This window comes from Pimelobacter simplex (assembly GCF_900114845.1).
Lineage (GTDB): Bacteria > Actinomycetota > Actinomycetes > Propionibacteriales > Nocardioidaceae > Nocardioides > Nocardioides simplex.
In genome coordinates, this window is record NZ_FOUK01000008.1 from 123650 (window position 1) to 146397 (window position 22748).

The 22748-nt window shown below is 73.0% G+C and carries 20 protein-coding genes; 15 read left to right on the forward strand and 5 right to left on the reverse strand.

Annotated elements, in window-relative coordinates; all coding sequences use genetic code 11:
- The first annotated feature begins 17 nt into the window (after positions 1–17).
- Positions 18–1514: an aldehyde dehydrogenase family protein gene (locus BM223_RS26705; RefSeq protein WP_038677500.1), complete on the forward strand. Its 1497-nt coding sequence runs from the start codon at positions 18–20 to the stop codon at positions 1512–1514.
- Here the strand turns inward: BM223_RS26705 and BM223_RS26710 are convergent.
- On the reverse strand, positions 1471–2406 hold the full coding sequence (locus BM223_RS26710; protein WP_038677501.1) for a DMT family transporter: 936 nt from the start codon (positions 2404–2406) through the stop codon (positions 1471–1473). The genes BM223_RS26705 and BM223_RS26710 overlap by 44 nt on opposite strands.
- Between BM223_RS26710 and BM223_RS26715 the strand changes: the two genes are divergently transcribed.
- The 3 genes from BM223_RS26715 to BM223_RS26725 all read left to right on the forward strand — a co-directional run bounded on the left by BM223_RS26715 (position 2405) and on the right by BM223_RS26725 (position 5094).
- Positions 2405–3823 (forward strand): aminotransferase-like domain-containing protein, encoded by a 1419-nt coding sequence (locus tag BM223_RS26715; protein ID WP_038677502.1) that lies wholly within the window; start codon positions 2405–2407, stop codon positions 3821–3823. The genes BM223_RS26710 and BM223_RS26715 overlap by 2 nt on opposite strands.
- Positions 3824–3841: 18 nt before the next feature.
- Positions 3842–4492: a UdgX family uracil-DNA binding protein gene (locus tag BM223_RS26720; RefSeq protein ID WP_038677503.1), complete on the forward strand. Its 651-nt coding sequence runs from the start codon at positions 3842–3844 to the stop codon at positions 4490–4492.
- 83 nt (positions 4493–4575) lie between these two features.
- Entirely contained in the window at positions 4576–5094 is a 519-nt protein-coding gene (locus BM223_RS26725) for a hypothetical protein (RefSeq protein ID WP_038677504.1), read from the forward strand.
- 3 nt (positions 5095–5097) lie between these two features.
- Here BM223_RS26725 and BM223_RS26730 read toward each other — a convergent pair whose 3' ends face one another.
- Positions 5098–5832 carry a hypothetical protein gene (locus BM223_RS26730; RefSeq protein ID WP_052138340.1) on the reverse strand — a complete coding sequence of 245 codons (735 nt, stop codon included), beginning with the start codon at positions 5830–5832 and terminating at the stop codon, positions 5098–5100.
- Between the two features lie 41 nt (positions 5833–5873).
- On the opposite strand from BM223_RS26730, the gene rlmC reads away from it, so the two are divergent.
- Positions 5874–7040 carry a 23S rRNA (uracil(747)-C(5))-methyltransferase RlmC gene (gene rlmC / locus BM223_RS26735; RefSeq protein ID WP_038677505.1) on the forward strand — a complete coding sequence of 389 codons (1167 nt, stop codon included), beginning with the start codon at positions 5874–5876 and terminating at the stop codon, positions 7038–7040.
- Here the strand turns inward: rlmC and trhA are convergent.
- Entirely contained in the window at positions 7025–7765 is a 741-nt protein-coding gene (gene trhA / locus BM223_RS26740; RefSeq protein WP_082003576.1) for a PAQR family membrane homeostasis protein TrhA, read from the reverse strand. The two genes, rlmC and trhA, sit on opposite strands and share 16 nt — an antisense overlap.
- 83 nt (positions 7766–7848) lie before the next feature.
- Positions 7849–9054 (reverse strand): AIM24 family protein, encoded by a 1206-nt coding sequence (locus BM223_RS29985; RefSeq protein ID WP_038677506.1) that lies wholly within the window; start codon positions 9052–9054, stop codon positions 7849–7851.
- Positions 9055–9178: 124 nt separating this feature from the next.
- On the opposite strand from BM223_RS29985, the gene BM223_RS26755 reads away from it, so the two are divergent.
- From BM223_RS26755 to BM223_RS26800, 10 genes are all read left to right on the forward strand, one after another.
- Positions 9179–9952, forward strand: a complete 774-nt coding sequence (locus BM223_RS26755) for an isoprenyl transferase (protein ID WP_038677507.1) — start codon at positions 9179–9181, stop codon at positions 9950–9952.
- Positions 9953–10127: 175 nt separating this feature from the next.
- Complete coding sequence (locus BM223_RS26760; protein ID WP_052139251.1) at positions 10128–10577, forward strand: DUF3817 domain-containing protein; 450 nt, start codon at positions 10128–10130, stop codon at positions 10575–10577.
- 69 nt (positions 10578–10646) lie between these two features.
- Positions 10647–12002, forward strand: coding sequence for a serpin family protein (locus BM223_RS26765; protein ID WP_052138341.1), 1356 nt, complete (start codon positions 10647–10649; stop codon positions 12000–12002).
- A 264-nt stretch (positions 12003–12266) separates the two neighbouring features.
- Positions 12267–13190, forward strand: coding sequence for a phosphate ABC transporter permease subunit PstC (pstC, locus tag BM223_RS26770; protein ID WP_235319190.1), 924 nt, complete (start codon positions 12267–12269; stop codon positions 13188–13190).
- Positions 13187–14419: a phosphate ABC transporter permease PstA gene (pstA, locus tag BM223_RS26775; protein WP_075018783.1), complete on the forward strand. Its 1233-nt coding sequence runs from the start codon at positions 13187–13189 to the stop codon at positions 14417–14419. The genes pstC and pstA overlap by 4 nt, the downstream gene beginning before the upstream one ends.
- Positions 14416–16014, forward strand: a complete 1599-nt coding sequence (locus BM223_RS26780) for a phosphate ABC transporter substrate-binding protein PstS (protein ID WP_038677510.1) — start codon at positions 14416–14418, stop codon at positions 16012–16014. Before pstA ends, BM223_RS26780 begins: the two co-directional genes overlap by 4 nt.
- Positions 16011–18605, forward strand: coding sequence for a hypothetical protein (locus BM223_RS26785; RefSeq protein WP_038677511.1), 2595 nt, complete (start codon positions 16011–16013; stop codon positions 18603–18605). Before BM223_RS26780 ends, BM223_RS26785 begins: the two co-directional genes overlap by 4 nt.
- Complete coding sequence (locus BM223_RS26790; RefSeq protein WP_075018786.1) at positions 18605–19501, forward strand: sortase; 897 nt, start codon at positions 18605–18607, stop codon at positions 19499–19501. Before BM223_RS26785 ends, BM223_RS26790 begins: the two co-directional genes overlap by 1 nt.
- Before the next feature lie 61 nt (positions 19502–19562).
- Entirely contained in the window at positions 19563–21131 is a 1569-nt protein-coding gene (locus BM223_RS26795) for a substrate-binding domain-containing protein (RefSeq protein ID WP_052138343.1), read from the forward strand.
- Between the two features lie 93 nt (positions 21132–21224).
- Positions 21225–22157 carry a phosphate ABC transporter ATP-binding protein gene (locus tag BM223_RS26800; protein WP_082003577.1) on the forward strand — a complete coding sequence of 311 codons (933 nt, stop codon included), beginning with the start codon at positions 21225–21227 and terminating at the stop codon, positions 22155–22157.
- Here the strand turns inward: BM223_RS26800 and BM223_RS26805 are convergent.
- A complete protein-coding gene (locus BM223_RS26805) occupies positions 22138–22704 on the reverse strand; it encodes a TetR/AcrR family transcriptional regulator (protein ID WP_038677512.1) in 567 nt (188 codons plus the stop codon). The two genes, BM223_RS26800 and BM223_RS26805, sit on opposite strands and share 20 nt — an antisense overlap.
- Positions 22705–22748 lie beyond the last annotated feature (44 nt).

Here is a 22748-nt window from a genome sequence, read left to right on the forward strand (position 1 = left end):
GCGAGTAAGTTCGAGGGGTGACCAGCACCGACGCCGCGCCGGCCGCTCCCGCCGCGCAGACCTTCACCTCGCTCGACCCGGCCACCGGCGCCGTGGTCGGCACCCACCCGATCCACGACGCGACCGCCGTCCAGGCCGCCGTCGACCGGGCCCGCGCCGAGGCCCCGCACTGGCAGGCCCTCGGGTACGACGGCCGCAAGCGCGCGCTCGTGCGCTGGCGCAAGCTCATCGCCCGCCGCATGGACGAGCTCGCCGCGCTCATGGCCCGCGAGACCGGCAAGCCCACCGGCGACGCGCTCCTCGAGACCGCGCTCGCCGTCGACCACCTCTCCTGGGCCGCCGGCCATGCCGAGAAGGTGCTCAAGCGCCGCAGCGTCGCGCCGGGCCTGCTCATGGTCAACCAGGCCGCGAGCGTCGAGTACCGCCCGCTGGGCGTCGTCGGTGTGATCGGCCCCTGGAACTACCCGGTCTTCACCCCGATGGGCTCCATCGCCTACGCGCTCGCGGCCGGGAACACGGTGGTCTTCAAACCCTCGGAGTACACCCCCGGCGTCGGCGAGTGGCTCGCGCGCACCTTCCAGGAGGCCGTCGGCCGCCCGGTCTTCCAGGTCGTCACCGGGTACGGCGAGACCGGCGCCGCGCTCACCGCGGCCGGCGTCGACAAGGTCGCCTTCACCGGCTCCACCGCCACCGGCAAGCGGGTGATGGCCGCCTGCGCCGAGACGCTCACTCCCGTCGTGATCGAGGCCGGCGGCAAGGACGCGCTCATCGTCGCCGACGACGCGGACGTCGCCGAGGCCGCCGAGGCCGCGCTGTGGGGCGCCGCCGCCAACGCCGGCCAGACCTGCGCCGGCGTCGAGCGGGTCTACGTCCACGAGCGCGTGTACGACGAGTTCCTCGACCACCTGGTCCGCCAGGCCAAGGACCTGGAGGCCAAGCCGGGCGGGCAGGTCGGCCCGATCACCATGCCGTCCCAGGTCGACATCATCCGGCGCCACGTCGACGACGCCCTGGCCCGCGGCGGCCGCGCGCTGGTGGGCGGACCGGTGCCCGAGGGGGCCCGCTTCGTGCAGCCGACCGTGCTGGTCGACGTCCCCGAGGACTCCTCGGCGGTGCAGGAGGAGACGTTCGGTCCGACCGTCACCGTCACCCGGGTCAAGGACATGGACGAGGCCGTCGAGCGGGCCAACGGCACCCGCTACGCGCTGGGCTCCACGGTCTTCTCCCAGGAGCACGGCATGGAGATCGCCGATCGGCTGCGCGCCGGGATGACCGCCATCAACGGCGTCATCTCGTTCGCGGGCATCCCGACCCTGCCGTTCGGCGGCGTGGGCGACTCGGGCTTCGGCCGGATCCACGGCCCCGACGGCCTGCGCGAGTTCACCTACCCCCACGCCATCGCCCGGCAGCGGTTCAAGCCGGCGATCGCGCTGACGACGTTCCGTCGCACGGCCAAGGAGGAGAAGCAGCTCACGAAGGTCGTGCGCGGCCTCTACGCCCGCGGGAAGAAGTAGCCGCCCCGGCGCAGGCGATCACCGCGAGCCCGCCGGCGACGGTGAGCGAGGTGATCGCCTCGCCGAGGACCAGGCCCGCCCAGGCGATGCTCAGCACCGGCTGGACGAGCTGGACCTGGCTGACCTGCGCCATCGGCCCGAGCGCGAGCCCGCGGTACCAGGCGAAGAAGCCGAGGAACATGCTGACCACGGCCAGGTAGCCGAAGCACAGCCACGTCCCCGGCCCCGCCGACGGCGGGTGCCGGACGACGCTCGCGCCGGCCAGCACGGTCATCACCGGCGCCGCCAGCACCAGCGCCCACGAGATGGTCTGCCAGGAGCCGAGCTCGCGGGCGAGCAGGCCGCCCTCGGCATAGCCGGTCGCGCAGGCGACGACGCCGGCGAACAGCAGCAGGTCGGCGCGCTGGAGGTGCGCCGGGCCGCCGCCCTGGGCGACGGCGAACCCGACGGCGGCGCTCGCGCCGAGCCCGGCGTACAGCCAGAAGGCGGGGACGGGGCGCTCCCGGGTGCGCAGGACCGCGATGACCGCGGTCGCGGCCGGCAGCACGGCGATGACGACGGCGCCGTGGCTGGCCGCCACCTCCGTCAGCGCGTACGACGTGAGCAGGGGGAAGCCCGCGACCACGCCCGCGCCGACGACGGCCAGCCGCCCCCACTGGGCGCCACGGGGGAGGCGCTGGCGGGTCAGGGCGAGCGCGGCCGCGGCGAGCGCGGCGGCGACGACCGCGCGGCCGGCGCCGATGAGGAGCGGGTCGAGGTCGCGCAGGGCGACCCGGGTGACGGGCACGGTGAACGAGAACGCGAGCACCCCGAGCAGGCCCCAGCCGAGACCGGCGGGGAGCGTCGATAGCAGGTGCCGACGGGAGGCGATAGCGCTACTGTCTACTGACATGAACGACGATAGCAGTGCTCGGATCGTCGCCGCGCTGCGCTCCTGGATCCGGGACGCGCCCGCCGGCGCCCAGCTGCCCTCGACGCGGGCCCTCGTCCAGGCGCACGGCGCGAGCCCGGTGACGGTGCAGAAGGCGCTGCGCCGGCTCGGCGCCGAGGGTCTCGTGGAGAGCCGGCCCGGCGTGGGGACCTTCGTCCGGACCGTGCGGCCCGCTCGCGGGCCCGACTTCGGCTGGCAGACCGCCGCGCTGCGCACCCCGCGCGCCGTGCTCCCGCGGATCGCCGGGCCGCTCCTCACCGCACCGCCCGACGCGCAGGTCCTGCACGCCGGCTATCCCGGGCCCGAGCTGCTGCCCGAGCGCCTCGTCCGCACCGCCCTCGGCCGGGCCGCGCGCGGTGCCGCCGCGACCGGGCGCCCGCCGGCGGCCGGCGTACCGGAGCTGCGCGCGTGGTTCGCGACCGAGCTCGCCGACGCCACCCCCGCCCACCTCGGCGCCGTCACCCCCGCGGACGTCGTCATCGCGCCGGGCAGCCAGAGCGCGCTCTCGTCGATCTTCCGGGCCCTGGTCGCCCCCGGCCAGCCGCTGCTCGTCGAGTCCCCGACGTACTGGGGGGCCATCCAGGCGGCACGGCAGGCCGGCGTCGAGCTGGTCCCGGTGCCCGTCGCCGACGACGGCGCCGGCCCCGACCCGGCCGAGGTCGACCGGTCCTTCCGCGAGACCGGGGCGCGGGCCTTCTACGCGCAGCCCAACTACGCCAACCCGACGGGCGCCCAGTGGAGCGTCGAGCGCGCCGACGAGATCCTCGCCGTCGTCCGCGCCCACGGCGCCTTCCTCGTCGACGACGACTGGGCCCACGACTTCGGCATCGACACCACCCCGCGCCCGGTCGCCGCGCACGACGACGCCGGTCACGTCGTCTACCTGCGCTCGCTGACCAAGAGCGTCTCGCCGGCCCTCCGGGTCGCCGCCGTCATCGCCCGCGGCCCCGCCCGCGACCGGATCCTCAACGACCGCGCCGCCGAGTCGATGTACGTCAGCGGCCTGCTCCAGCAGGCGGCCCTCGAGGTCGTCAGCGACCCCGGCTGGCGCACCCACCTGCGCCGCCTCCGCACCCAGCTGCGCGCCCGCCGCGACCTGCTGGTCGAGAGCCTGCGCGAGCACGCTCCCTCGGTCGCGGTGGACGTCGTCCCGCCGGGCGGGCTGCACCTCTGGGCGCGCCTGCCCGGCGGCACCGACGTCGAGCGGCTCGTCCGCGACTGCGCCGCCGACGGGGTGTGGGTCGCCGGGGGCGACGAGTGGTTCCCGGCGGAGCCGTCGGCGCCGTACCTGCGGCTGTCGTACATCGGGGCGGAGCCGGGCGGCTACCCGGACGCCGTGCGGGTGGTCGAGCGGGCGCTCGGTGTGCAGCAGCGGTAGCCGGGGTACTGCGGCCGCATGGCGTCCCGACGGCCCGGAGCGGAGGAGTGGGTCCCCGCCCGGCCGAGCCTGCGCACCCTGCGGTCAGCGGTCCAGGAGTGCCGGGGCTGCGAGCTCTACCGCGATGCCACGCAGGGGGTGATGGGCGACGGCGCCCGCCGGGCCGGTCTGGTGCTGCTCGGCGAGCAGCCCGGCGACCAGGAGGACCAGCAGGGCGAGCCCTTCGTCGGCCCCGCCGGGCGGGTGCTCGACGAGGCGCTGGCCGACGCCGACCTGGCAGCCACGGACGTCTTCCGCACCAACGTGGTCAAGCACTTCCGGTGGTCCGGCACGCGCGGCAAGCGGCGGATCCACCAGTCGCCGAACAAGGGCCACGTCGAGGCCTGCCGGCCCTGGCTGCGGGCCGAGCTCGCGCTGGTCCGCCCGCGTGGGGTCGTCGTCCTCGGCAGCACGGCCGGACAGGCGCTCTACGGACCGCAGTTCCGGGTGGGGGAGTCCCGCGGCCGGGCGCTTCCGTGGCCGGATGACCTCGACCTCGCCCACCCGCCCGCCTGGGCCGTGGCCACCACCCACCCCTCGGCGGTGCTCCGCGCCCGCGACGAGCGACAGGCGGCGTACGACGCGCTGGTCGCGGACCTGCGCGTCGCCGTCCGCCTGCTCGGGGCCTAGCGGGCGCACCGGGGCCCGCGACGTTTGCCCCGCGCCCAGGCGGGCAGGTGGCGGACCGTCGTCAACGAACCAGGGAGGTTCCCGTGCTCCGTCGCTTCGCCACGCTCGCCGTCGCCCTGACCGCGGCCGCCGGTCTCGCCGTGACCGTGCCCGGTGCGCCCACACCCACTGCCACGGCCGCCGCCGCGCCGGCGCCCGCCGCCGAGCGGGCCGCCGCCACCGGCAACACGGCCGTCGGCACCACGACGTTGTACAAGACCGTGCGGGGCGTCCGCGTCGCGGCGTGCCGCTACCGCAACAGCGGGAACGGCTTCAAGACCGTCCGGTTCGACCTCGACCTGACCCGCGCCGAGCGGCTCATCAGCCAGGCGAGGTTCCAGGTCAACGTGAAGACCGCCCGCAGCTACCGCAACCCGTGGAGCCCGTGGATGCCCAACGGTCCGACGTACTACTACCACAACGGGCAGGGCCGCGGCTCCGCGTGGAGCGCCTACGTCCCGCTCGAGAACGCGATGTCGGTGCAGGCCCGCACCGACACCCGGTACGGCATGAGCCGGTGGGGCGCGCTCGTCCGCTGGACCGATCTCGCCTGGTGCCGCTGACGCCTAGCTCTCCGGAGCCGCGGCCGCCCGCATCTGGTCGAGCACCGCGATCTTCTGCCAGATCTTGCGCTCCAGCGACACCGTCAACGTCTCGACCGTGCTCACCGTGTCGAGGACGACGGGGTCTCGCGAGGCCTCCGCGCAGAGCGCGGCGGCCTTGCCGACCAGGCTGAGCAGCTCCGAGCAGTAGTCGAGGTAGTGGCCGAGCTGCTCGGGGTCGAGGTCCATGTCGGCGCTGGCCGGCGTCGGGCTGAACGAGGAGCGCAGCCGCTCGGGGTCCTTGGTGAGCTGGTGCATGTCGACGATGTGGGCCAGCGAGCGCAGGCGGTGGAGCAGCTCGAGCAGGCCCTCGCGCTGCAGCCGCTCGGGCACGGAGTACAGGAACCAGATCGCCAGCGCCGCGAAGACGAGGTCGTTGACGGCGCTCTCGAGGAGGGGGATCCACTCCAGGCCGGTGTCCGGGGCGTCGACCGTGGCCGAGCGCACCGCGAGCACCATCACGGTCAGGGTCACCACGACCACGGCGAGGATCCCGAACCGCGACAGCGGGCGCAGCCACGACCGGCGTCCGCGCGCCGACGCCGTGGACGACGCGACGGTCTCGACCAGGCCCGCGAGCTCGCCGGCCACCCGGTGCAGGCCGCGGCCGGGGAAGCGGGCCTCGACCCGCTCCTCGAGGCGTCGCACGGTGGCGAGGACGGGCCCGGGCTGGACCTTCTCGAACGAGGACGACGTCACGGGCACACCCTAGGGCGGCAGTGCGCCCCTACGATGGAGGCATGGGTCTCGCCGTGCTCGACTGCGCCCACTTCTCGGCGGGGGAGTGCCGCTCGTGCACCTGGCTCGGGCAGCGGTACGACGACCAGCTGGCCGCCAAGGAGGCCGCCACGCGCGCGCTCGTCGATGCGCCCGGCCTGGTCTGGCTGCCGCCGGTGACGAGTGCGCCGGCGGGCTTCCGGAACAAGGCCAAGATGGTCGTCACGGGCACCGCGGCGGCGCCCACGCTCGGCATCCTCGACCCGGCCGACCCGAGCCGTGGGTACGACCTGCGCGACTGCGCCCTCCACACGCCGGGGATCGTGGCGGCGCTGCCGGTGCTGGCCGCGCTGGTGAGCGCCGCCGACCTCACGCCGTACGACGTGGGGTCGGGGCAGCCGGTCGCCCAGCGGGGCGAGCTCAAGCACGTCCTCGTCACCGAGTCGCCCGACGGTGAGCTGATGGTGCGGCTGGTGCTGCGCTCGACGGCGGCCGAGGCGCGGGTGCGCAAGCACCTGCCGTGGCTGCGGGAGCGGCTGCCGGCGGTCCGGGTGGTGACGATCAACGTCCAGCCCGAGCACCGCGCGGTGCTGGAGGGGGAGCGCGAGGTGGTCCTCACCGAGGACGACACCCTGCCCATGCGGATGGGTGGGGTCACCCTCCACCTGCGCCCGCGCAGCTTCTTCCAGACCAACACGGCGGTCGCGGCCGCGCTCTACCGCGAGGCGGCCGCGTGGGTGCGCGACCTGGCTCCCGAGCGGGTGGTCGACCTCTACTGCGGGGTGGGCGGCTTCGCGCTCCACCTCGCCGCGCCGGGCCGCACCGTCACCGGCATCGAGATCAGCGCCGACGCGGTCGCGAGCGCGGAGCGCTCCCGCGACGAGGCGGACCTGCCCGGCACCCTCGGCTTCGCGGTGGGCGACGCCACCGCGCCGGAGCACGCCGCGCTCCTGGCCGGCGCCGACCTGGTCGTCGTCAACCCGCCGCGGCGCGGGCTCGGGCACGACCTGGCCCGGCGGCTCGAGGGCTCCGGCGCGCGGCACGTGCTCTACTCCAGCTGCAACCCCGAGACGCTGGCACGCGACCTGGCCGACCTGGCGTCGTACCGGCCGGTGCGGGGGCGGCTGCTCGACATGTTCCCGCAGACGCCGCACGCGGAGGTGCTGGTACTGCTTCAGCGCAGCGAGTAGGTCGCCAGCGAGACGCCGACGTAGTGCGCGGCGAACGCGGCGATGGTGAAGCCGTGGAAGATCTCGTGGAAGCCGAACACGCGCGGCGACGGGTTCGGCCACTGGAAGCCGTAGACCAGGCCGCCCATCGTGTAGAGCGCGCCGCCGACGACGATCAGCACGAAGATGGCGATCCCGATGCCGAGGCCGAGCGCGGTCGCGCCCTCGAAGAACGCCGGGATGAAGAAGATCGCCGCCCACCCGAGCGCGATGTAGATCGGCGCCGACAGCCAGCGCGGCGCGCTCGGCCAGAACAGCTTGAACGCGATGCCGAGCAGGGCACCCGTCCACACCACCGACAGCATGATCACGCGCGAGGGTCCGTTGAGCAGGATCACCGCGAACGGCGTGTAGGACCCGGCGATGAACAAGAAGATGTTCGAGTGGTCGAACCGGTTGAGGATCGTCCACACCTTCGGCGACCAGGTGCCGCGGTGGTAGAGCGCCGAGATGCCGAACAGCAGCAGCGCCGAGACGGCGTACAGCGCCGAGCCGACCTTGGTCGCCGCCGTGGGGGACAGGCAGATGAGCACGATGCCGGCTGCGAGCACGAGCGGGGTGGAGGCGAGGTGGATCCAGCCCCGCAGCCGGGGCTTGATGTCAGCAACCTTTTCGCTGATCTGGTCACCGAGGTTGTCCAGACGCGCGCGGACCTTCTCGCCGGAGTGAGGGAGGGCCTGGTTCATGGGGAGAGAGTAGCCGCCGTTCCTGAGGACGACGACGGCCGAGTGAGCGTGATCTCACGCTCACCCGGCCGTCGGCGACAGGCTCAGGCCGTGGCGATCGGCGGACCCTCCGAGGGCTGCACGATGACGAACCCGGGACCCTGGAACGAGACCTGGAAGGCCTCGCCGGAGCCACGCCCGATCAGCGCGCCGGCGGAGACCGTCGAGCGGATCGACGTCTGCAGGTGCACCGACCAGGCGACGAGCGCGTTGGCGTCGGCGAAGGTCGGCGCCTCGGCGGCGTTGAGGACGACCGGCATGCCCTCGGTCGTGATCGCGACCCAGCCGGTCCCGCGCAGCGTGGTGTTGAACAGGCCGCCGGCGGCGATGCTGCCGCCCTTGACCCGCTCGACGTTCCAGTCGAGGGAGGCCGAGAACGCCAGCACGTTGCGGCCGTTGACCGACAGCCCGCTGTTGTTGAGGTGCAGGATGTGGACGTCGTGCGCGAGGTCGGCCAGGAAGACGTCGCCCTGACCCTCGACCCGCATCAGCGAGAGACCCTCGCCGGTGAACGCCTTCTTGAGGAACTTGGCCGCGCCGCCGCCCTGGTAGGCGAAGTTGACGTTGCCCTGGTAGGCCACCATCGAGCCCTGCTTGGCCATGAACGGCTCGGTGATCCGCACGCGCAGCAGCTTCTTGTTCTGCAGCATCGCGCCGGCCCCGTCGACCTCGCCGAAGCGGCCGTCGATCAGCTCGCCGGAGATGCCGGCGAAGGCGTCGCCCAGCGCGGCCTGCGCCTGGCCGCCGACCGGCTGGGGCTGGTACGACGGCACGGCGGGGGCGGCCTGCGCCTGGAAGGACTCCTGGGCGGGCTGCCACGCCGGCGGCTGGGACTGGACCGGCTGCTCGGCCTGGACCGGCTGCTCGGCCTCGAACGGCGCCGGCTCGGAGGCGTGCTGGCGGGCGGTCGGCGCCTCGTCGGCCGGCGTCGACTGGGAGGAGAGCGGGGCGAACGCGGTCACCGCGTCGGGCGCGACCGAGGGGGTGCCGGTCGGCGCCGCGTTGGCCGCGTCGGCGGAGCCCGCGTGGTCGGCGGAGCCGGCCTCGGCCTCGGCGTCCACCACCGAGGAGCCGACCCACGCGTCGGCGTCCGTGCTGCTCGTGGCCTGCTGCCCGGCGTCGGTCGGCGGGTAGAGCGGCGAGGTCGACTGCACGCCCTGGTCGGACACGTGGTCGGTCCACTGGGCGCCGTCCCAGTAGCGGAGCTCGTGGCGGCCGGTGGGGTCCGGGTGCCAGGCGGCAGCGGTCATGGTCGTCGTACCTCTTTCGGAAGGTGGTGCGGATGGTGCCCATCGTGTCAGTCAGGTGGGCGGCCTGGAAGGTGCGCTGCCCGATCATCGGTGCCGCACGGCCGATGTGTCCTACGATCGGTATGTGGCGGATTGGAAGCGCGGTGTGCGCAAGGTGCTCTACCCCGCCTACGAGGCACGCATGCTTCGCAGGATGCCCGGGAACCTGCCCAAGCACATCGGCGTGATGCTCGACGGCAACCGGCGCTGGGCGAAGGCGGTCGGCCGCGACACCGCGCACGGTCACCAGGCCGGCGCCGCGAACATCGAGCCCCTCCTCGGCTGGTGCGACGAGGTCGGCATCGAGGTGGTCACCCTGTGGCTGCTCTCCACCGACAACCTCAACCGCCCCGCCCGCGAGCTCGAGCCGCTCCTCGAGATCATCGCCGACGCCGTCGACTCCCTCGCTGACCAGCGCCGCTGGCGACTGCACCCCGTCGGCGCCCTCGACCTGCTGCCCCACGAGACCGCCAAGCGCCTCAAGGCCGCCGCCGAGGCCACCGCCGACGTCGACGGCATGACCGTCAACATCGCCGTCGCCTACGGCGGCCGCCGCGAGATCGCCGACGCCGTCCGCTCCCTGCTCACCGAGCACGCCGCGCTCGGCACGCCGCTCGAGATGCTCGCCCAGCAGATCGACATCGAGCACATCGAGGAGCACCTCTACACCAAGGGCCAGCCCGACCCCGACCTCGTCATCCGCACGTCGGGGGAGCAGCGGCTCGGCGGCTTCCTGCTGTGGCAGAGCGCGAAGTCGGAGTTCTACTTCTGCGAGGCCTACTGGCCCGACTTCCGACGGGTCGACTTCCTGCGGGCGATCCGGGCGTACGCGCAGCGCGAGCGCCGGTTCGGGTCGTAGAGCGAACGCATCGTGGCAGCGATGGAGCTGGGGGTCGTCGTCCTCGGCATGGCCCGGCGGGTCGTTCCGCTCGATCACGAGTGATCGTCCAGCTCGAAGGAGCCTCGGGCGACCTGCCCCGTCTGTGACCAACGCGACCCCGGTCGCACCCGTCCGCCTCGGTACTCTCGAACCCGTGACCACCCCCACCAAGCTGTTCCGCACCGTCGCGATCGCCGAGGCGATCACCTGGACGGGACTGCTGATCGGCATGTTCCTCAAGTACGGCACCGAGACGACCGAGGTCGGGGTGCGGATCTTCGGCATGCTGCACGGCGTCGTCTTCGTGGCGTACGTCGTCACGACGGTCGTCGTCTGGGTCGACCGTCGCTGGTCGGCCGGCCGGGGGCTGCTGGCGCTCGTGGCCGCGGTGCCGCCGCTGGCGACGCTGCCGCTGGAGTGGTGGGCGATCCGGAAGGGCTGGCTCGGTGACTCGTGGCGGCTGCCGTCGGGGGCGACGCGCTCGCTGCCGGACCGGGTGGTGGGGTGGCTGCTGGTCAACCCGCTGCGGGGGCTGTGCATGGGCCTGGTCGCCGTCGGTGCGCTGACGGCGCTCGCGCTGGCCGTCGGGCCGCCGACCTCCTGATCCCTGTGGGCCGCTGAGCCTGCTGGTCCCGCGACGGAACCCGGCGCCCCTCCGGCGCGTCGGAAGGTCATGCCTCTCGCGCTCGACCGTCGTGCCACCGTCCAGCTCGGCCTCGCCGCCCTCGGCGCGTCCTTCCTGACCGCCTGCGGCAACCGGTCGCCCGCGCAGATCGACCCCGCCGAGCCGGGGAGCGAGATCGAGCTGATCTCCTCCGACGTGCGACCGGCGGCGGGCGATCCGACGCTCGTCCCGCAGGTCGTCGCCGGCCTGCAGACCTTCTCCGGCCGCCTGTACGACGCCCTGGCCCGCGAGCACGAGGGCGAGAACCTGGTCCTGTCGCCGTTCTCGGTCCTCGTCGCCCTCGGCATGACGCTCACCGGAGCGGCCGGGCGCACGGCGGCCGAGATGCGCGAGGTGCTCGGCGCCGACGCCCTGGGGGAGCGCTGGCACGCGGGGCTCAACGCCCTCACCCGGTCCCTCCACGGGCTGGCCGGCGACCAGGAGCGGGCCGACGGGTCGAGCGCCGAGGTGGCGCTCGCCTCGGCCGACCAGCTGTTCGGGCAGCAGGGCGTGGCGTGGGAGCAGGAGTTCGTCGACCTCCTCGCCAAGGAGTACGGCGCCCCGATGCGCGCCGTCGACTTCGTCGGGCAGACCGAGCGGGCCCGGCGCCTGATCAACGACTGGGTCGAGGCGCGGACCGCCGACCGGATCACCGACCTGGTCCCCGAGGGCGTCCTGGACGTGTCCACCCGTCTGGTCCTCGTCAACGCGATCTACCTGAAGGCGCCGTGGGAGGAGCCCTTCGAGAAGACGCTCACGACGCGCGGCGCCTTCCGGCGGGCCGACGGCAGCACGGTCCAGGCCGACCTCATGCGTCGCCCGGACGTCGGGGCCCGGCTGACGTCGGGGAAGGGCTGGCGCGCGGTCACCCTGCCGTACGCCGGACGCCGGCTCGCGATGACCGTCGTCCTCCCCGACGACAGCGACGACGACGGCGCGGGCCTGGCCGGCGTCGAGCGCCGGCTCGCCGCCGATGGACTCGCGGTGTTCACCCCGACCGAGGACGGAGGTGAGACGACCGCCGTCGACCTCACCCTCCCGCGCTGGACGTTCCGGACCGCCGCGCCCCTGCGCGAGGTCCTCGCCGGGTTGGGCATGCCGACCGCGTTCACCGACGCCGCCGACTTCACGCCGATGACCGAGGAGGACCTCGACCTCGTCGTCAGCGAGGTGCTCCACCAGGCCTTCGTCGCGGTCGACGAGGAGGGAACGGAGGCCGCGGCCGCCACCGCGGTCGTGATGACGGAGACCAGCGCGCCCCTCACCGAGGCCTTCGTGGTGGACCGTCCGTTCCTCTTCGTCGTCCACGACGTGGCCCACGGCACGCCTCTCTTCGTCGGCCGGGTGACCGATCCCACCGCCTGAAACCCTCAGGTCCGCCCGGGCCTGCTGATTTCAGCAAAGACGGCCCATCCGTTCCCGCTCCGTTCACCGTCGTCACCCCGACTGGTCGAGATCCACCGTCACCGTTCCCGGTGGCAGCGCACTTCCGCGCTGTCGTGGGAGGCCTGCTCGGGTGGCCACGATCGAGGACGACGTGTGACGAGCCTGCCCCTAGCCGACCCCAGCGCGCCGGAAGCGCAGCCGCGGCGGATCTCCCGCAGGCCCACCGGCAGCGACGCGATCTTCGTGAACGTCGCGCGTGCCATCGGTGCGTCGGTGCTCGTGATCACCGGTGGGGTGGGCGTCTTCCTTGCCTGGCAGGCCGTTCCGACGCTGCGCCGGTACGGCTTCTCGTTCCTCACCGAGCAGCGCTGGCAGCCGGAGGCCGACATCATCGGCATCGCCGGCGTCCTGGTCGGCACGGTGTCGATCGCGTTGGTCGCGATGTTCTTCGCGTTCCCGCTCGCGCTGCTGAGCGCGCTCTACATCAGCGAGTACGCGCCCGCGAAGATCAAGGGCCTGCTGGTCTCGGCGGTCGACCTGATGGCCGCCATCCCGTCGATCGTCTACGGCCTGTGGGGCTTCTTCCTGATGATGCCCCACGCGGCCGAGCTCGCCTGGTGGCTGCAGCGCCATTTCGGATGGGTGCCCTTCTTCAAGATCCGCGGCACGGACGCCGACAGCCCGGTCTGGGACACCAGCCGCTACGTCTCCAGCGCGTTCTGCGCGGGTATCGCCGTCGCGATGATGGTGCTGCCGATGGCGTGCGCCGTCATGCGCCAGGTCTTCTCGCAGACCCCGCCGGGGGAGCGGGAGGCGGCGCTCGCGCTCGGTGCCACCAAGTGGGGCGTCATCCGCTCCGTCGTGCTGCCCTTCGGCCGCGGCGGCATCATCGGCGGGACGATGCTCGGGCTGGGCCGGGCGCTCGGTGAGACGATCGCCGTCGTCCTCATCATCTCGCCGGCGTTCGAGATCAAGTGGAACGTGCTCGAGACCGGGGCGAACTCGGTCAGCGCGCTCATCGCCGTCCAGTTCGGCGACGCGACGCCGGCACAGCTCTCCGCGCTGCTCGCCGCCGGCTTCGTGCTCTTCCTGATCACGCTCGCCGTCAACACCCTCGCCGCGGTCATCGTGAACCGCAGCCGGTCCGGAGCGGACGCCGACGCATGACCGCCGTGGAGACCCGCCCCGACAGCCTCGCCGACCGCCCCGAGCCGTCCGCGGAGCCGAAGACCTTCCTGCCCGCCCGCGACCGCGCCCAGGACGACGACGTCCCGCCGCCGGTCCCGCGCCGCGCGATCGGTGCGCCCAACGCCGACGAGCTGTTCGCCCGTGCCGGCGCGTGGATCGCCGCGCTGGGCATGGCCTGGCTGATCACGCAGCGCTTCCTCCCGCTCGGCGGCCTGGCCTGGTTCCTGATCGTGCTGCTCGTCGCCGGCATCTTCATGACCGGCCTGCTCTCGTCGATCAGCACGACCTTCGTCGAGGTGCGCGACCGGGTCGCGGGCATCGTCGTCACCGCCGGAGCGGTGGTCGTCGGGATCGCGCTCGTCTCCGCGGTGGTGTTCGTGTTCGTCCGCGGCTGGAAGCCACTGACGCACCTCAACTTCTTCACCGACGACATGGCCGGCGTCGAGCCCAAGGCGCCGTTCACGCAGGGCGGTGTGCTGCACGCGATCATCGGCACCGGCATCCAGCTCGGCATCGGCCTCGCCGTCGCGCTGCCGCTCGGCGTGGGCACCGCGGTGTTCATGACCGAGGTCGGCGGCCGGTTCGCGCGGATCGTGCGCACCGTCGTCGAGGCGATGACCGCGCTGCCCTCGATCGTGGCCGGCCTGTTCATCTACACCACGGTCATCCTCACGCTCGGCGTCCCGCGCTCGGGTCTGGCCGCCGGCCTCGCGCTCGGCGTGATGATGCTGCCGATCATCGCCCGCGCGGCGGACGTCGTCCTCCGCGTCGTGCCGGGCAACCTGCGCGAGGCCAGCCTCGCGCTCGGCGCCAGCCGGTGGCGCACGACCTGGAACGTCGTGCTGCCGACCGCCCGGCCGGGCCTCGCGACCGCCGTCATCCTCGGCGTCGCCCGCGGCGTCGGCGAGACCAGCCCGGTCCTGCTCACGTCGGGCGCCGCGAACTTCGTCCAGGCCAACCCGCTCGACGGCGCGATGAACTCGCTGCCGCTGTTCATCTACACGCAGGTCCGCAGCGGCGAGCCGCACTCGATCGGCCGTGCGTTCGGCGCCGCGGTCGTGCTGATGACCCTCGTGCTGGCGCTCTTCGTGCTCGCCCGGTTCGTCGCCCGCCCGCGCAAGTACCGGAACCGGCCGTCCCTGCGCAGCCGCGTCGCCCGGATCCGCGTCCCCCGCACCCGCACCACCCGCAACGGAGAAGCCGCATGATCGCCCCCGTCCGCCGACCACTCGTCGCCCTCCTCGCCGGTGTCGCCCTGCTGCTGGGCTGGGCCGGGACCGCGTCCGCCCAGGACGCGGCCGGCCGCGCGGCGCCGTACACGACGATCGAGGGCACCGGATCGACCTGGTCGGAGCTGATCGTCCAGAAGTGGATCGCCGACGTCGACGCCAACGGCATGAAGGTCGTCTACACCGGCGGCGGCTCGAGCAAGGGCCGCAAGGACTTCGCGCAGGCCACCAACGACTTCGCCATCTCCGAGATCCCCTACCAGGGCGTCGACGAGAAGGGGAACGCCGACAAGTCCGACCGGGCCTACGCCTACCTGCCGATCGTCGCGGGCGGCACGGCGTTCACCTACCAGCTCAAGATCGGCAACCAGCAGGTGCGCAACCTGCGGCTGTCCGGCGAGACGATCGCCAAGATCTTCACCGGCCAGATCACCAACTGGGACGACGCCGCGATCGCCAAGGACAACAACGGCCGGAAGTTCCCGTCGCTGCCGATCACGCCGGTCGTGCGCTCCGACGGCTCGGGCACCACGGCGCAGTTCACGACCTGGATGGACGACCAGTACCCCAGCATCTGGCGCGGCTACTTCGGCCGCTCCGGCCTGACGTCGTACTACCCGGTCAAGAGCGGCTCGCGGATGACCGCGCAGTCCGGCTCGGACCAGGTGATGAACACGGTCAAGGGCTTCGCCGGCAACGGCTCGATCGGCTACGTCGAGTACTCCTACCCGGTCAACGCGAACTACCCCGTGGTCAAGGTGCTCAACAAGTCCGGCTACTTCGTCGAGCCGACGCAGTACAACACCGCGGTCGCGCTGACGAAGGCGAAGATCAACCCGACGACGCTGACCCAGGACCTGAAGGGCGTGTACGTCAACGCGGACCCGCGGGCGTACCCCATTTCGTCGTACTCGTACATGATCATCCCGACCGCAGCCGACGACAAGCGGATGACGACGTCGAAGCGGCAGACGCTCGCGGACTTCATCTACTACTCGCTGTGCACGGGCCAGACGAGCGCCGGCAAGTACGGCTACTCGCCGCTCACCCTCAACCTGGTCAAGGCGGGCTTCGACCAGGTCGCCAAGCTCGCGAAGGCCGACAGCAACGTCAACCTGACCAACCGCGACGTCCGCAGCTGCAACAACCCGACGTTCGACGGCAAGAACCCGAACCACAACGTGCTAGCAGACAAGGCGCCGCAGCCGGCCGCCTGCGACAAGCAGGGCGCCGGACCGTGCGGCACCGAGACCGGTACGAACAAGCCGTCCACCGACGGCAAGACCCCCGACAGCGGTACGACGGACGGCGGCACGGGCCCGTCGGGCCAGCCCGGCAAGGTCGATCCGGAGACCGGGGCGCCCGCCGGCGGCCCGGACGCCGCCACCGGGGACGGAGGCACCGGCGGCGGGAACGAGGCGGTGTACGCCAACCCGACCCTGGTCGCGGACCGCACCGGCGACCAGCGTCCCTTCGGCGTGCTCGCCGTCGTCGAGCTCATCGCGCTCGTCCTGGTCCCCGGCGTGGCCAGCGCGTTCCTGCGCCGGCGCCGGCAGACCCGGAGCCGGGCATGAGCCGCCGCCGCAGCGCCCTCGTCGGCGCCGCCGTCGCCGGCGTGCTCTCCTTCGCCCTGCTCACCCCGGGCAGCGGGACGGCGGTCGCGCAGACCGCCGACTCCGCGCCGGTCCGCGCCTCGGCGCCCGCCAAGGACGGCTTCCGCACGACGAAGTCCATCGACCGCACCTTCGTCAACGACGCCCAGGGGACCCCGGTCACCCGGGGCAGCTACGACCTGACGGTCTCCGCCGACCACACCACCGACCTGCGCGGCCGGGAGCGGGTCAAGGTCTCGTGGACCGGTGCGCCCCCCAGCGGCGGCCGGGCAAGCAACCCGTTCGGCGAGAACGGGATGTGGCAGGAGTACCCCGTCGTCGTCATGCAGTGCCGTGGCACCGACAACCCGTCGCTGCCCGCCGCCCAGCGGCTGCGGCCCGAGACCTGCTGGACGTCGACCTACGGCCAGCGCTCGCAGATCGCCGAGTCGCCCAACAACGCTCTCTGGACCGCCGATCGCTACGCGACGGCGGCCGACAAGGAGCAGCTCTCGGGCGTCGACAAGCTCCCGGCGGATGCCTGCAAGAACGCCGTCCAGGACGGCCTGCTGACCCACCTGACGCCCTTCGTCACCGCCGCGGGCAAGACCTACTACGCGTGCGACGCGAGCTCGATGCCGCCCGAGGCCGCCGTGGGCGCGGCCTTTCCTCCCTCGGAGATCGCCGCCTTCTCGGACGGGGACGGCAACGGCTCGGTCGACTTCGAGGTGCGCTCCTCGACGGAGAACGAGTCCCTGGGCTGCAAGCGCGGCGTGGCCTGCTCGATCGTCGTCATCCCGATCGCCGGGCTGAGCTGTGGCGCTCCGGCGGACGGCACGCTGGGTCCGCTCGACCGGGCCTGCCGCAAGTTCGGTGCCTTCGAGTCGGGCACCAGCAACTTCGCGCGCGACGGCGTCGACGCCGCCGTGGCCCCGAGCCTGTGGTGGTCGCCGTCCAACTGGCGCAACCGGGTCTCCATCCCGATCTCGTTCGGCCTGCCGCCGGGTGCCTGCGACGTGCTCGACCCCCGCGCCCCGGTGGGCTTCTCCGGCTCCGAGCTGATGGCCCAGGCCGCGCTGCAGTGGGCGCCGGCGTACTGCCTGAACAAGAAGCGCTTCAAGTTCCAGCTCAACCAGATGCCCGACCAGACCGGCTGGAACCTCATGCAGACCGGTGAGTCGCCGGCGGCCTTCGTCTCCGCGCCGCACGAGGCGACCGGCCCCGACCCCGTCGGCTACGCGCCGACCGCCGTCACCGGCTTCTCGATCGGGTACGTCGTCGATCGGCCCGACAACGCCGGCGAGGCGACGAACCTCCGGCTCAACGCGCGGCTCATCGCCAAGCTGCTGAGCCAGAGCTACCCGGGCTCCTCGCTGGGCACGGGGCACGAGGGACTGGCCGAGAACCCCTGGAGCATCCAGGCCGACCCCGAGTTCATCAAGCTCAACCCGGGGCTGAGCCGGCGCGCCACCGAGGCCGGCGCGACGCTGCTGTCGCTGTCGAACTCCTCGGACATCATCGGCCAGCTCACCGAGTACCTCGCCCAGGACGCCGACGCACGGGCGTTCCTGGCCGGCAAGGCCGATCCGTGGGGGATGAAGGTCAACCCGTCGTACAAGGGGATCAGCATCCCGACCGCGGAGTGGCCGCTGCTCGACACGTTCGAGCCGAAGACCCAGGAGCCCTGCCGGATCGCCAACCCGGGCGTGTACCTCAGCCAGATCGCCGCTCCGGTGACGACGCTGCGCAAGGTGGCCGACGCGCTCATCGACTCGTGGCCCAACGTGCAGACCCGCTGCGAGGGCGACCTGACGTCGCCGTCCGGGTGGAAGGTCGGGCGGGTCGAACGCCAGTCGTACGGCGCCCGCTTCCTGCTCGGCATCGTCAGCCTCGGCGACGCCGACCGCTACGGCCTGCGCTCCGCCGCGCTGCGCACCAGCGGTGGCAGCTACGTGGCGCCCAGCTCGGCCTCGCTCGCCAAGGCGATCGGCGTCGCGCGCCAGAAGAAGGGCGACAAGCTCGGCCCGTTCGCGATGTCGCAGAAGACGCTCGTCGCGGCGAAGGGCGCCTACCCCGGCACCCAGGTCGTCTACACCGTGGCGCGCACGCACGGCATGGACAAGGCCGACGCCAGGACGGTCGGCGCGTTCATCCGGATCGCCACCTCCGAGGGTCAGCGGATCGGTCGCGGCAACGGCGAGCTGCCCGAGGGGTACCTGCCGCTGCGCAAGACCGGCGCCACGGCGGCACTGTGGCGCGCGGCCCAGGACGCGGCCACCGCGATCGAGGCGCAGAAGGCGGCCGGCACCAAGGGGCCGGGCGGCGGGTCCGACAAGGCCCCCGACCCGTCGTCGGGATCGCCGGGCGACACGCCCCCTGCCGCCGACCCGGCCAAGGGCGGCCCGGCCGCTCCGCCGTCGCCGGCCGCCGACGAGGTCGTCACGGCCGAGACCGAGGCCGCGAGCTCGACGACGGCGCTGTCAATGCTGCCCGCGCTGCTGGTGATCGGGCTGGTCGCGGCGATCGCGTCGCTCGTCACCCGGCTCGGCGCGACGTGGCGGAGGCGCAGCTGATGAGCACCCCCGTGGTCGAGGAGACCGGGCGCCGGCGTCGTACGCCACCGCCCCCTCCGCCGCCGAAGGAGTCCGGCCTGGTCGTGAGCAGCGCGCTCACCGTGATCGCGCTGGTCTGCCTGTGGCTGGTCGTGCACCTGCTGGTCCTCGGCACGCTCTCGCACGACCGCGCGCAGTCCCTGCTGCGCGGCGAGCTCCGCCAGCAGCTCGCCGCGGCCACCGCGCCGGTCGGCCCCACGATCGAGCCGGGCGACCCGGTCGCCTTCGTCGACATCCCCGCGCTGGACGTCGACGAGGTCGTCGTCGAGGGGACCGCTGCCGGCGACCTGTTCGCCGGTCCGGGCCACCGGCGCGACACCGTCCTGCCCGGCCAGGTGGGCTCCTCGACCGTCTACGGACGCTCGACCACCTACGGAGCGCCCTTCCGGCACCTCGCGGACCTCGGCGTCGGCGACGTCGTCAAGGTGACGATGGCCCAGGGCGAGATCACCTTCCACGTCATCTCCGTGCGCCGCGACGGCGACCGGCTGCCCCAGCCCGCGGCCGCCGGCGCCGCCCGGCTGACCCTCGTGACCGCCGCCGGCAAGGGCCGCTTCGGCGACCTGATGCCCGGCGGCACCGTGTACGTCGACGCCGAGGCCGCGCAGGGCTTCCCCTCGCCCGGCGGGTACTCGCCGGTCGTGCCGGAGTCCGAGGAGGCGATGAAGTCCGGTACCGAGGCGCTTCCGCTGCTGACGCTGTGGCTCGCGCTGCTGATCGTCCTCGTCGTCGCCACCATCCTCGCCCGGCAGCGGTGGACCCGCGGTCAGGTGTGGGTCGTCGCGGTCGCACCGCTGCTCGCGATGTCGTGGCTCGTCACCGACACCGCCATGCGGTTGCTCCCGAACCTCATCTGAGGGCACCGACCCGAACTGTTTCACCCCAACCCGAGAAGAAGATCCAGAGAAGAGGAAGTTGATGTCTGCACGCAAGACGCTCGGGGGAGTCCTCGTTGCGACTCTCGCGACCGCCTCGGTCATCGCCGGGAACGCTCCGGCCCACGCGGCGTACACCGCCGACGCCGACGACACGACGTTCACCCCGGTCACCGGGGACCTGATCGGAGCCGGCTCGGACACCAGCCAGCACGCCCTCAAGCTGCTCGCCGACACCTGGAACGGCCAGACCCCCGCGCCGGGCTTCAAGATCGCCACCTACGCCGCGACCAGCGGCGGCGACCTCAACCTGCCGGGCGGCACCACCATCGTCCGGCCCAACGGCTCGGGCGCCGGCAAGAGCCGCCTCTACGGTCCCAACAACGCGGCCGAGATCGACTTCGCCCGCTCGTCGTCGTCGCTCAACGCGGCCGAGGGCGACGCGGGTCTCAAGCAGATCCCGTTCGCCGTCGACACCCTCAAGACCGCCGTCTCCGGCCTGGTCACCTCGAACGCGCCGGCCTCGATCTCGGTCGAGGACCTCGTCAAGATCTACAACGGCACCTACACCAAGTGGAACCAGGTGCCCGGCGGCACCTCCACGGCGGACATCGTCCCGATGCTGCCGCAGGACGGCTCGGGCACGCTGAGCTTCTTCCTCGACCAGCTCAAGGCCGCCAACGGCGGCACGGCGGTCTCGCTGGCCGGCACCGTGGTGCGCGTCCAGGAGCACGACGACACGCAGATCAAGAGCAACCCGAACGCCATCGCGCCGTTCTCGGTCGGCCGCGCCGGCCTGCTCGGCAACACCCTGCGGGTCGAGGGCGGCTTCTCGAAGCAGCGGGCGCTCTACAACGTGGTCCGGGGCAGCGACGTCGCGAACGCGAAGATCACCGCTGTCTTCGGCTCCGACGGCTTCTTCTGCTCCGAGCAGGCCGAGCAGCTCATCAAGCAGGCCGGGTTCGACCAGCTCGCGCGTCCCGACAAGGACGGCGTCTGCGGCGAGCCGACCTCGAGCCCGACGACGAACTTCACCACGAGCGCCCCGGCGCTGCCGATCGTCACCAACTCGTCGGTGACCGGCACCAGCACCGCGGCCCGCAAGGTCACCGTCAAGGCCAAGATCACCGGCTCGAAGACGCCCACCGGCACCGTCACGTTCACCGAGGCCGGCCAGGTCGTCGGCGCGGACGTCCCGGTCATCGGCGGCACCGCCACGCTCAACCTGAGCAACGTCACCCCGGGTGCGCACCGGTACGCCGCGGTCTACGCGCCGACCGTCGGCACCGTCTTCCAGGCCTCCGAGGGTGCCGTCACGGTCACCGCGAAGACCTCCGCCAAGGTCACCGAGACGTTCGCCGCCTCGGTCAAGAGGGGCAAGAAGGCCAAGGGCACCGTCGTCGTCACCCTCGCCGGCACCAGCACCAAGGCCACCGGCAAGGTCACCGTCAAGGTCGGCAGCAAGGTCGTCGGCTCGGGCACCGTGGTCAACGGCAAGGCGACCATCACCCTCAAGAAGCTGAAGAAGGGCAAGAACAAGCTCGTCGCGACGTGGGGCGGCAACGCCCTCGCGCCGGCCGCGAGCCTGGCCTTCACGATCAAGCAGAAGTGATCGAGCAGCACCGCAGCACCTCCCTGTGAGGGACCCCGGGTGGTCGTCGACGACGGCCACCCGGGTTCCTCCGTTCTCCGAAGGAACCACCCGATGAGCACCCCGCACGCCGACGCCGAGACCGCCACCATCCCGGCCGTCCCGGCACCCCTGCCGCCCCCGCCGCCGCCCGCCCCGCCCGCCGCGGGCGCGTCCACCGACGTACCGCGGCTCGGCCCGGCGACCTCGGTCGACCCGGGCGCACCCGACCGGCTCGCCGAGATCGAGGCGCGCGACATCACCGCGTGGTTCGGCGACCACAAGGTGCTCGACCGGGTCTCGCTGACCATGGCGGCCGGCGGCATCACCGCCCTGATCGGCCCCTCCGGCTGCGGCAAGTCGACCTTCCTGCGCATCCTCAACCGGATGCACGAGCTGGTCCCGTCGGCCAAGCTGGCCGGTGAGGTGCTGCTCGACGGCGAGGACATCTACGACCCGGGCAAGCGCCTCATCGACGCCCGCCGCTCCATCGGCATGGTGTTCCAGAAGCCGAACCCGTTCCCCGCGATGTCGATCCGCGAGAACGTGCTCGCCGGGCTCAAGCTCACCGGCACCCGGATGCGTCGTACGGACAAGGACGCGCTGGTCGAGGCCTGCCTGGTCAAGGGCGGCCTCTGGAACGAGGTCAAGGACCGCCTCGACGCGCCCGGCGGCGGTCTCTCCGGCGGCCAGCAGCAGCGCCTGTGCATCGCCCGCTCGCTGGCGATCCGACCGCGCGTCCTCCTCATGGACGAGCCCTGCTCGGCCCTCGACCCCACCTCGACCCGGGTGATCGAGGAGACCATGCTCGAGCTCGCCCAGGAGGTGACGATCGTGATCGTCACCCACAACATGCAGCAGGCGGCCCGGGTCTCCGACCAGTGCGCGTTCTTCCTCGCCTCGCAGGGGCAGCCGGGCGTGATCGTCGAGCACGGCGACACGACCGCGATGTTCCAGAGCCCGCAGGACTCGCGGACCTGCGACTACGTCAACGGCCGGTTCGGCTGAGCAGGTCGAGCTCGGCGGGCGTCAGCGCGCGGCCGCCGAGCAGCACCCGGAAGTAGACCGGACCGAAGACCCGCTCGAGGAACAGCCGCGGCGCGGTGCCGTCGGGCAGCTCACCGCGCGCGATCGCGCGGGTCACGACGACCCCGGCGCCGGCGAGCTGGTCGTCCCAGAACGTACGGCGGAGCTCGTCGACCGCCGCGTCGTCGTCGGCCAGGGTGACCACCGCGCGCAGGACGGCGCGCACGGCGCGCTCGTCGAGGAGTGCGGCCACCTGGGCCAGCATGGCGGCCAGGTCGCCCTGGAGCGACCCGGTGTCGGGGGTGGGCACCCGCTCGTCGGCGAGCTCGGCGACGAGGCCGGCCACGAGCTGCGCCTTCGTCGTCCAGCGGCGGTAGACGGTGGTCTTGTTGACGCCGGCACGCGCGGCCACGTCGGTCAGCTGGAGCGCCTCGTAGCCCTGCTCGGCGAGCAGCGCGAGCGTGGCGCCGTGGACCCGGGCGCGGACGTCGGCGGAGCGCCCACCGGGCCGTCGTCGGGTCTGGTCCATGGCGTCAGTGTGGCGCAGCCGCTTGACGTCCGGGGCTCGGGCCC

Bases quoted from the DNA above. Each gene is read 5' to 3' on its own strand.
- BM223_RS26715 (WP_038677502.1), top strand. From the start codon at position 2,405: ATGAACGACGATAGCAGTGCTCGGATCGTCGCCGCGCTGCGCTCCTGG.
- BM223_RS26710 (WP_038677501.1), bottom strand. From the start codon at position 2,406: ATGTCAGTAGACAGTAGCGCTATCGCCTCCCGTCGGCACCTGCTATCG.
- BM223_RS26720 (WP_038677503.1), top strand. From the start codon at position 3,842: ATGGCGTCCCGACGGCCCGGAGCGGAGGAGTGGGTCCCCGCCCGGCCG.
- rlmC (WP_038677505.1), top strand. From the start codon at position 5,874: ATGGGTCTCGCCGTGCTCGACTGCGCCCACTTCTCGGCGGGGGAGTGC.
- trhA (WP_082003576.1), bottom strand. From the start codon at position 7,765: ATGAACCAGGCCCTCCCTCACTCCGGCGAGAAGGTCCGCGCGCGTCTG.
- BM223_RS29985 (WP_038677506.1), bottom strand. From the start codon at position 9,054: ATGACCGCTGCCGCCTGGCACCCGGACCCCACCGGCCGCCACGAGCTC.
- BM223_RS26765 (WP_052138341.1), top strand. From the start codon at position 10,647: ATGCCTCTCGCGCTCGACCGTCGTGCCACCGTCCAGCTCGGCCTCGCC.
- pstA (WP_075018783.1), top strand. From the start codon at position 13,187: ATGACCGCCGTGGAGACCCGCCCCGACAGCCTCGCCGACCGCCCCGAG.
- BM223_RS26780 (WP_038677510.1), top strand. From the start codon at position 14,416: ATGATCGCCCCCGTCCGCCGACCACTCGTCGCCCTCCTCGCCGGTGTC.
- BM223_RS26785 (WP_038677511.1), top strand. From the start codon at position 16,011: ATGAGCCGCCGCCGCAGCGCCCTCGTCGGCGCCGCCGTCGCCGGCGTG.
- BM223_RS26790 (WP_075018786.1), top strand. From the start codon at position 18,605: ATGAGCACCCCCGTGGTCGAGGAGACCGGGCGCCGGCGTCGTACGCCA.
- BM223_RS26795 (WP_052138343.1), top strand. From the start codon at position 19,563: ATGTCTGCACGCAAGACGCTCGGGGGAGTCCTCGTTGCGACTCTCGCG.
- BM223_RS26800 (WP_082003577.1), top strand. From the start codon at position 21,225: ATGAGCACCCCGCACGCCGACGCCGAGACCGCCACCATCCCGGCCGTC.
- BM223_RS26805 (WP_038677512.1), bottom strand. From the start codon at position 22,704: ATGGACCAGACCCGACGACGGCCCGGTGGGCGCTCCGCCGACGTCCGC.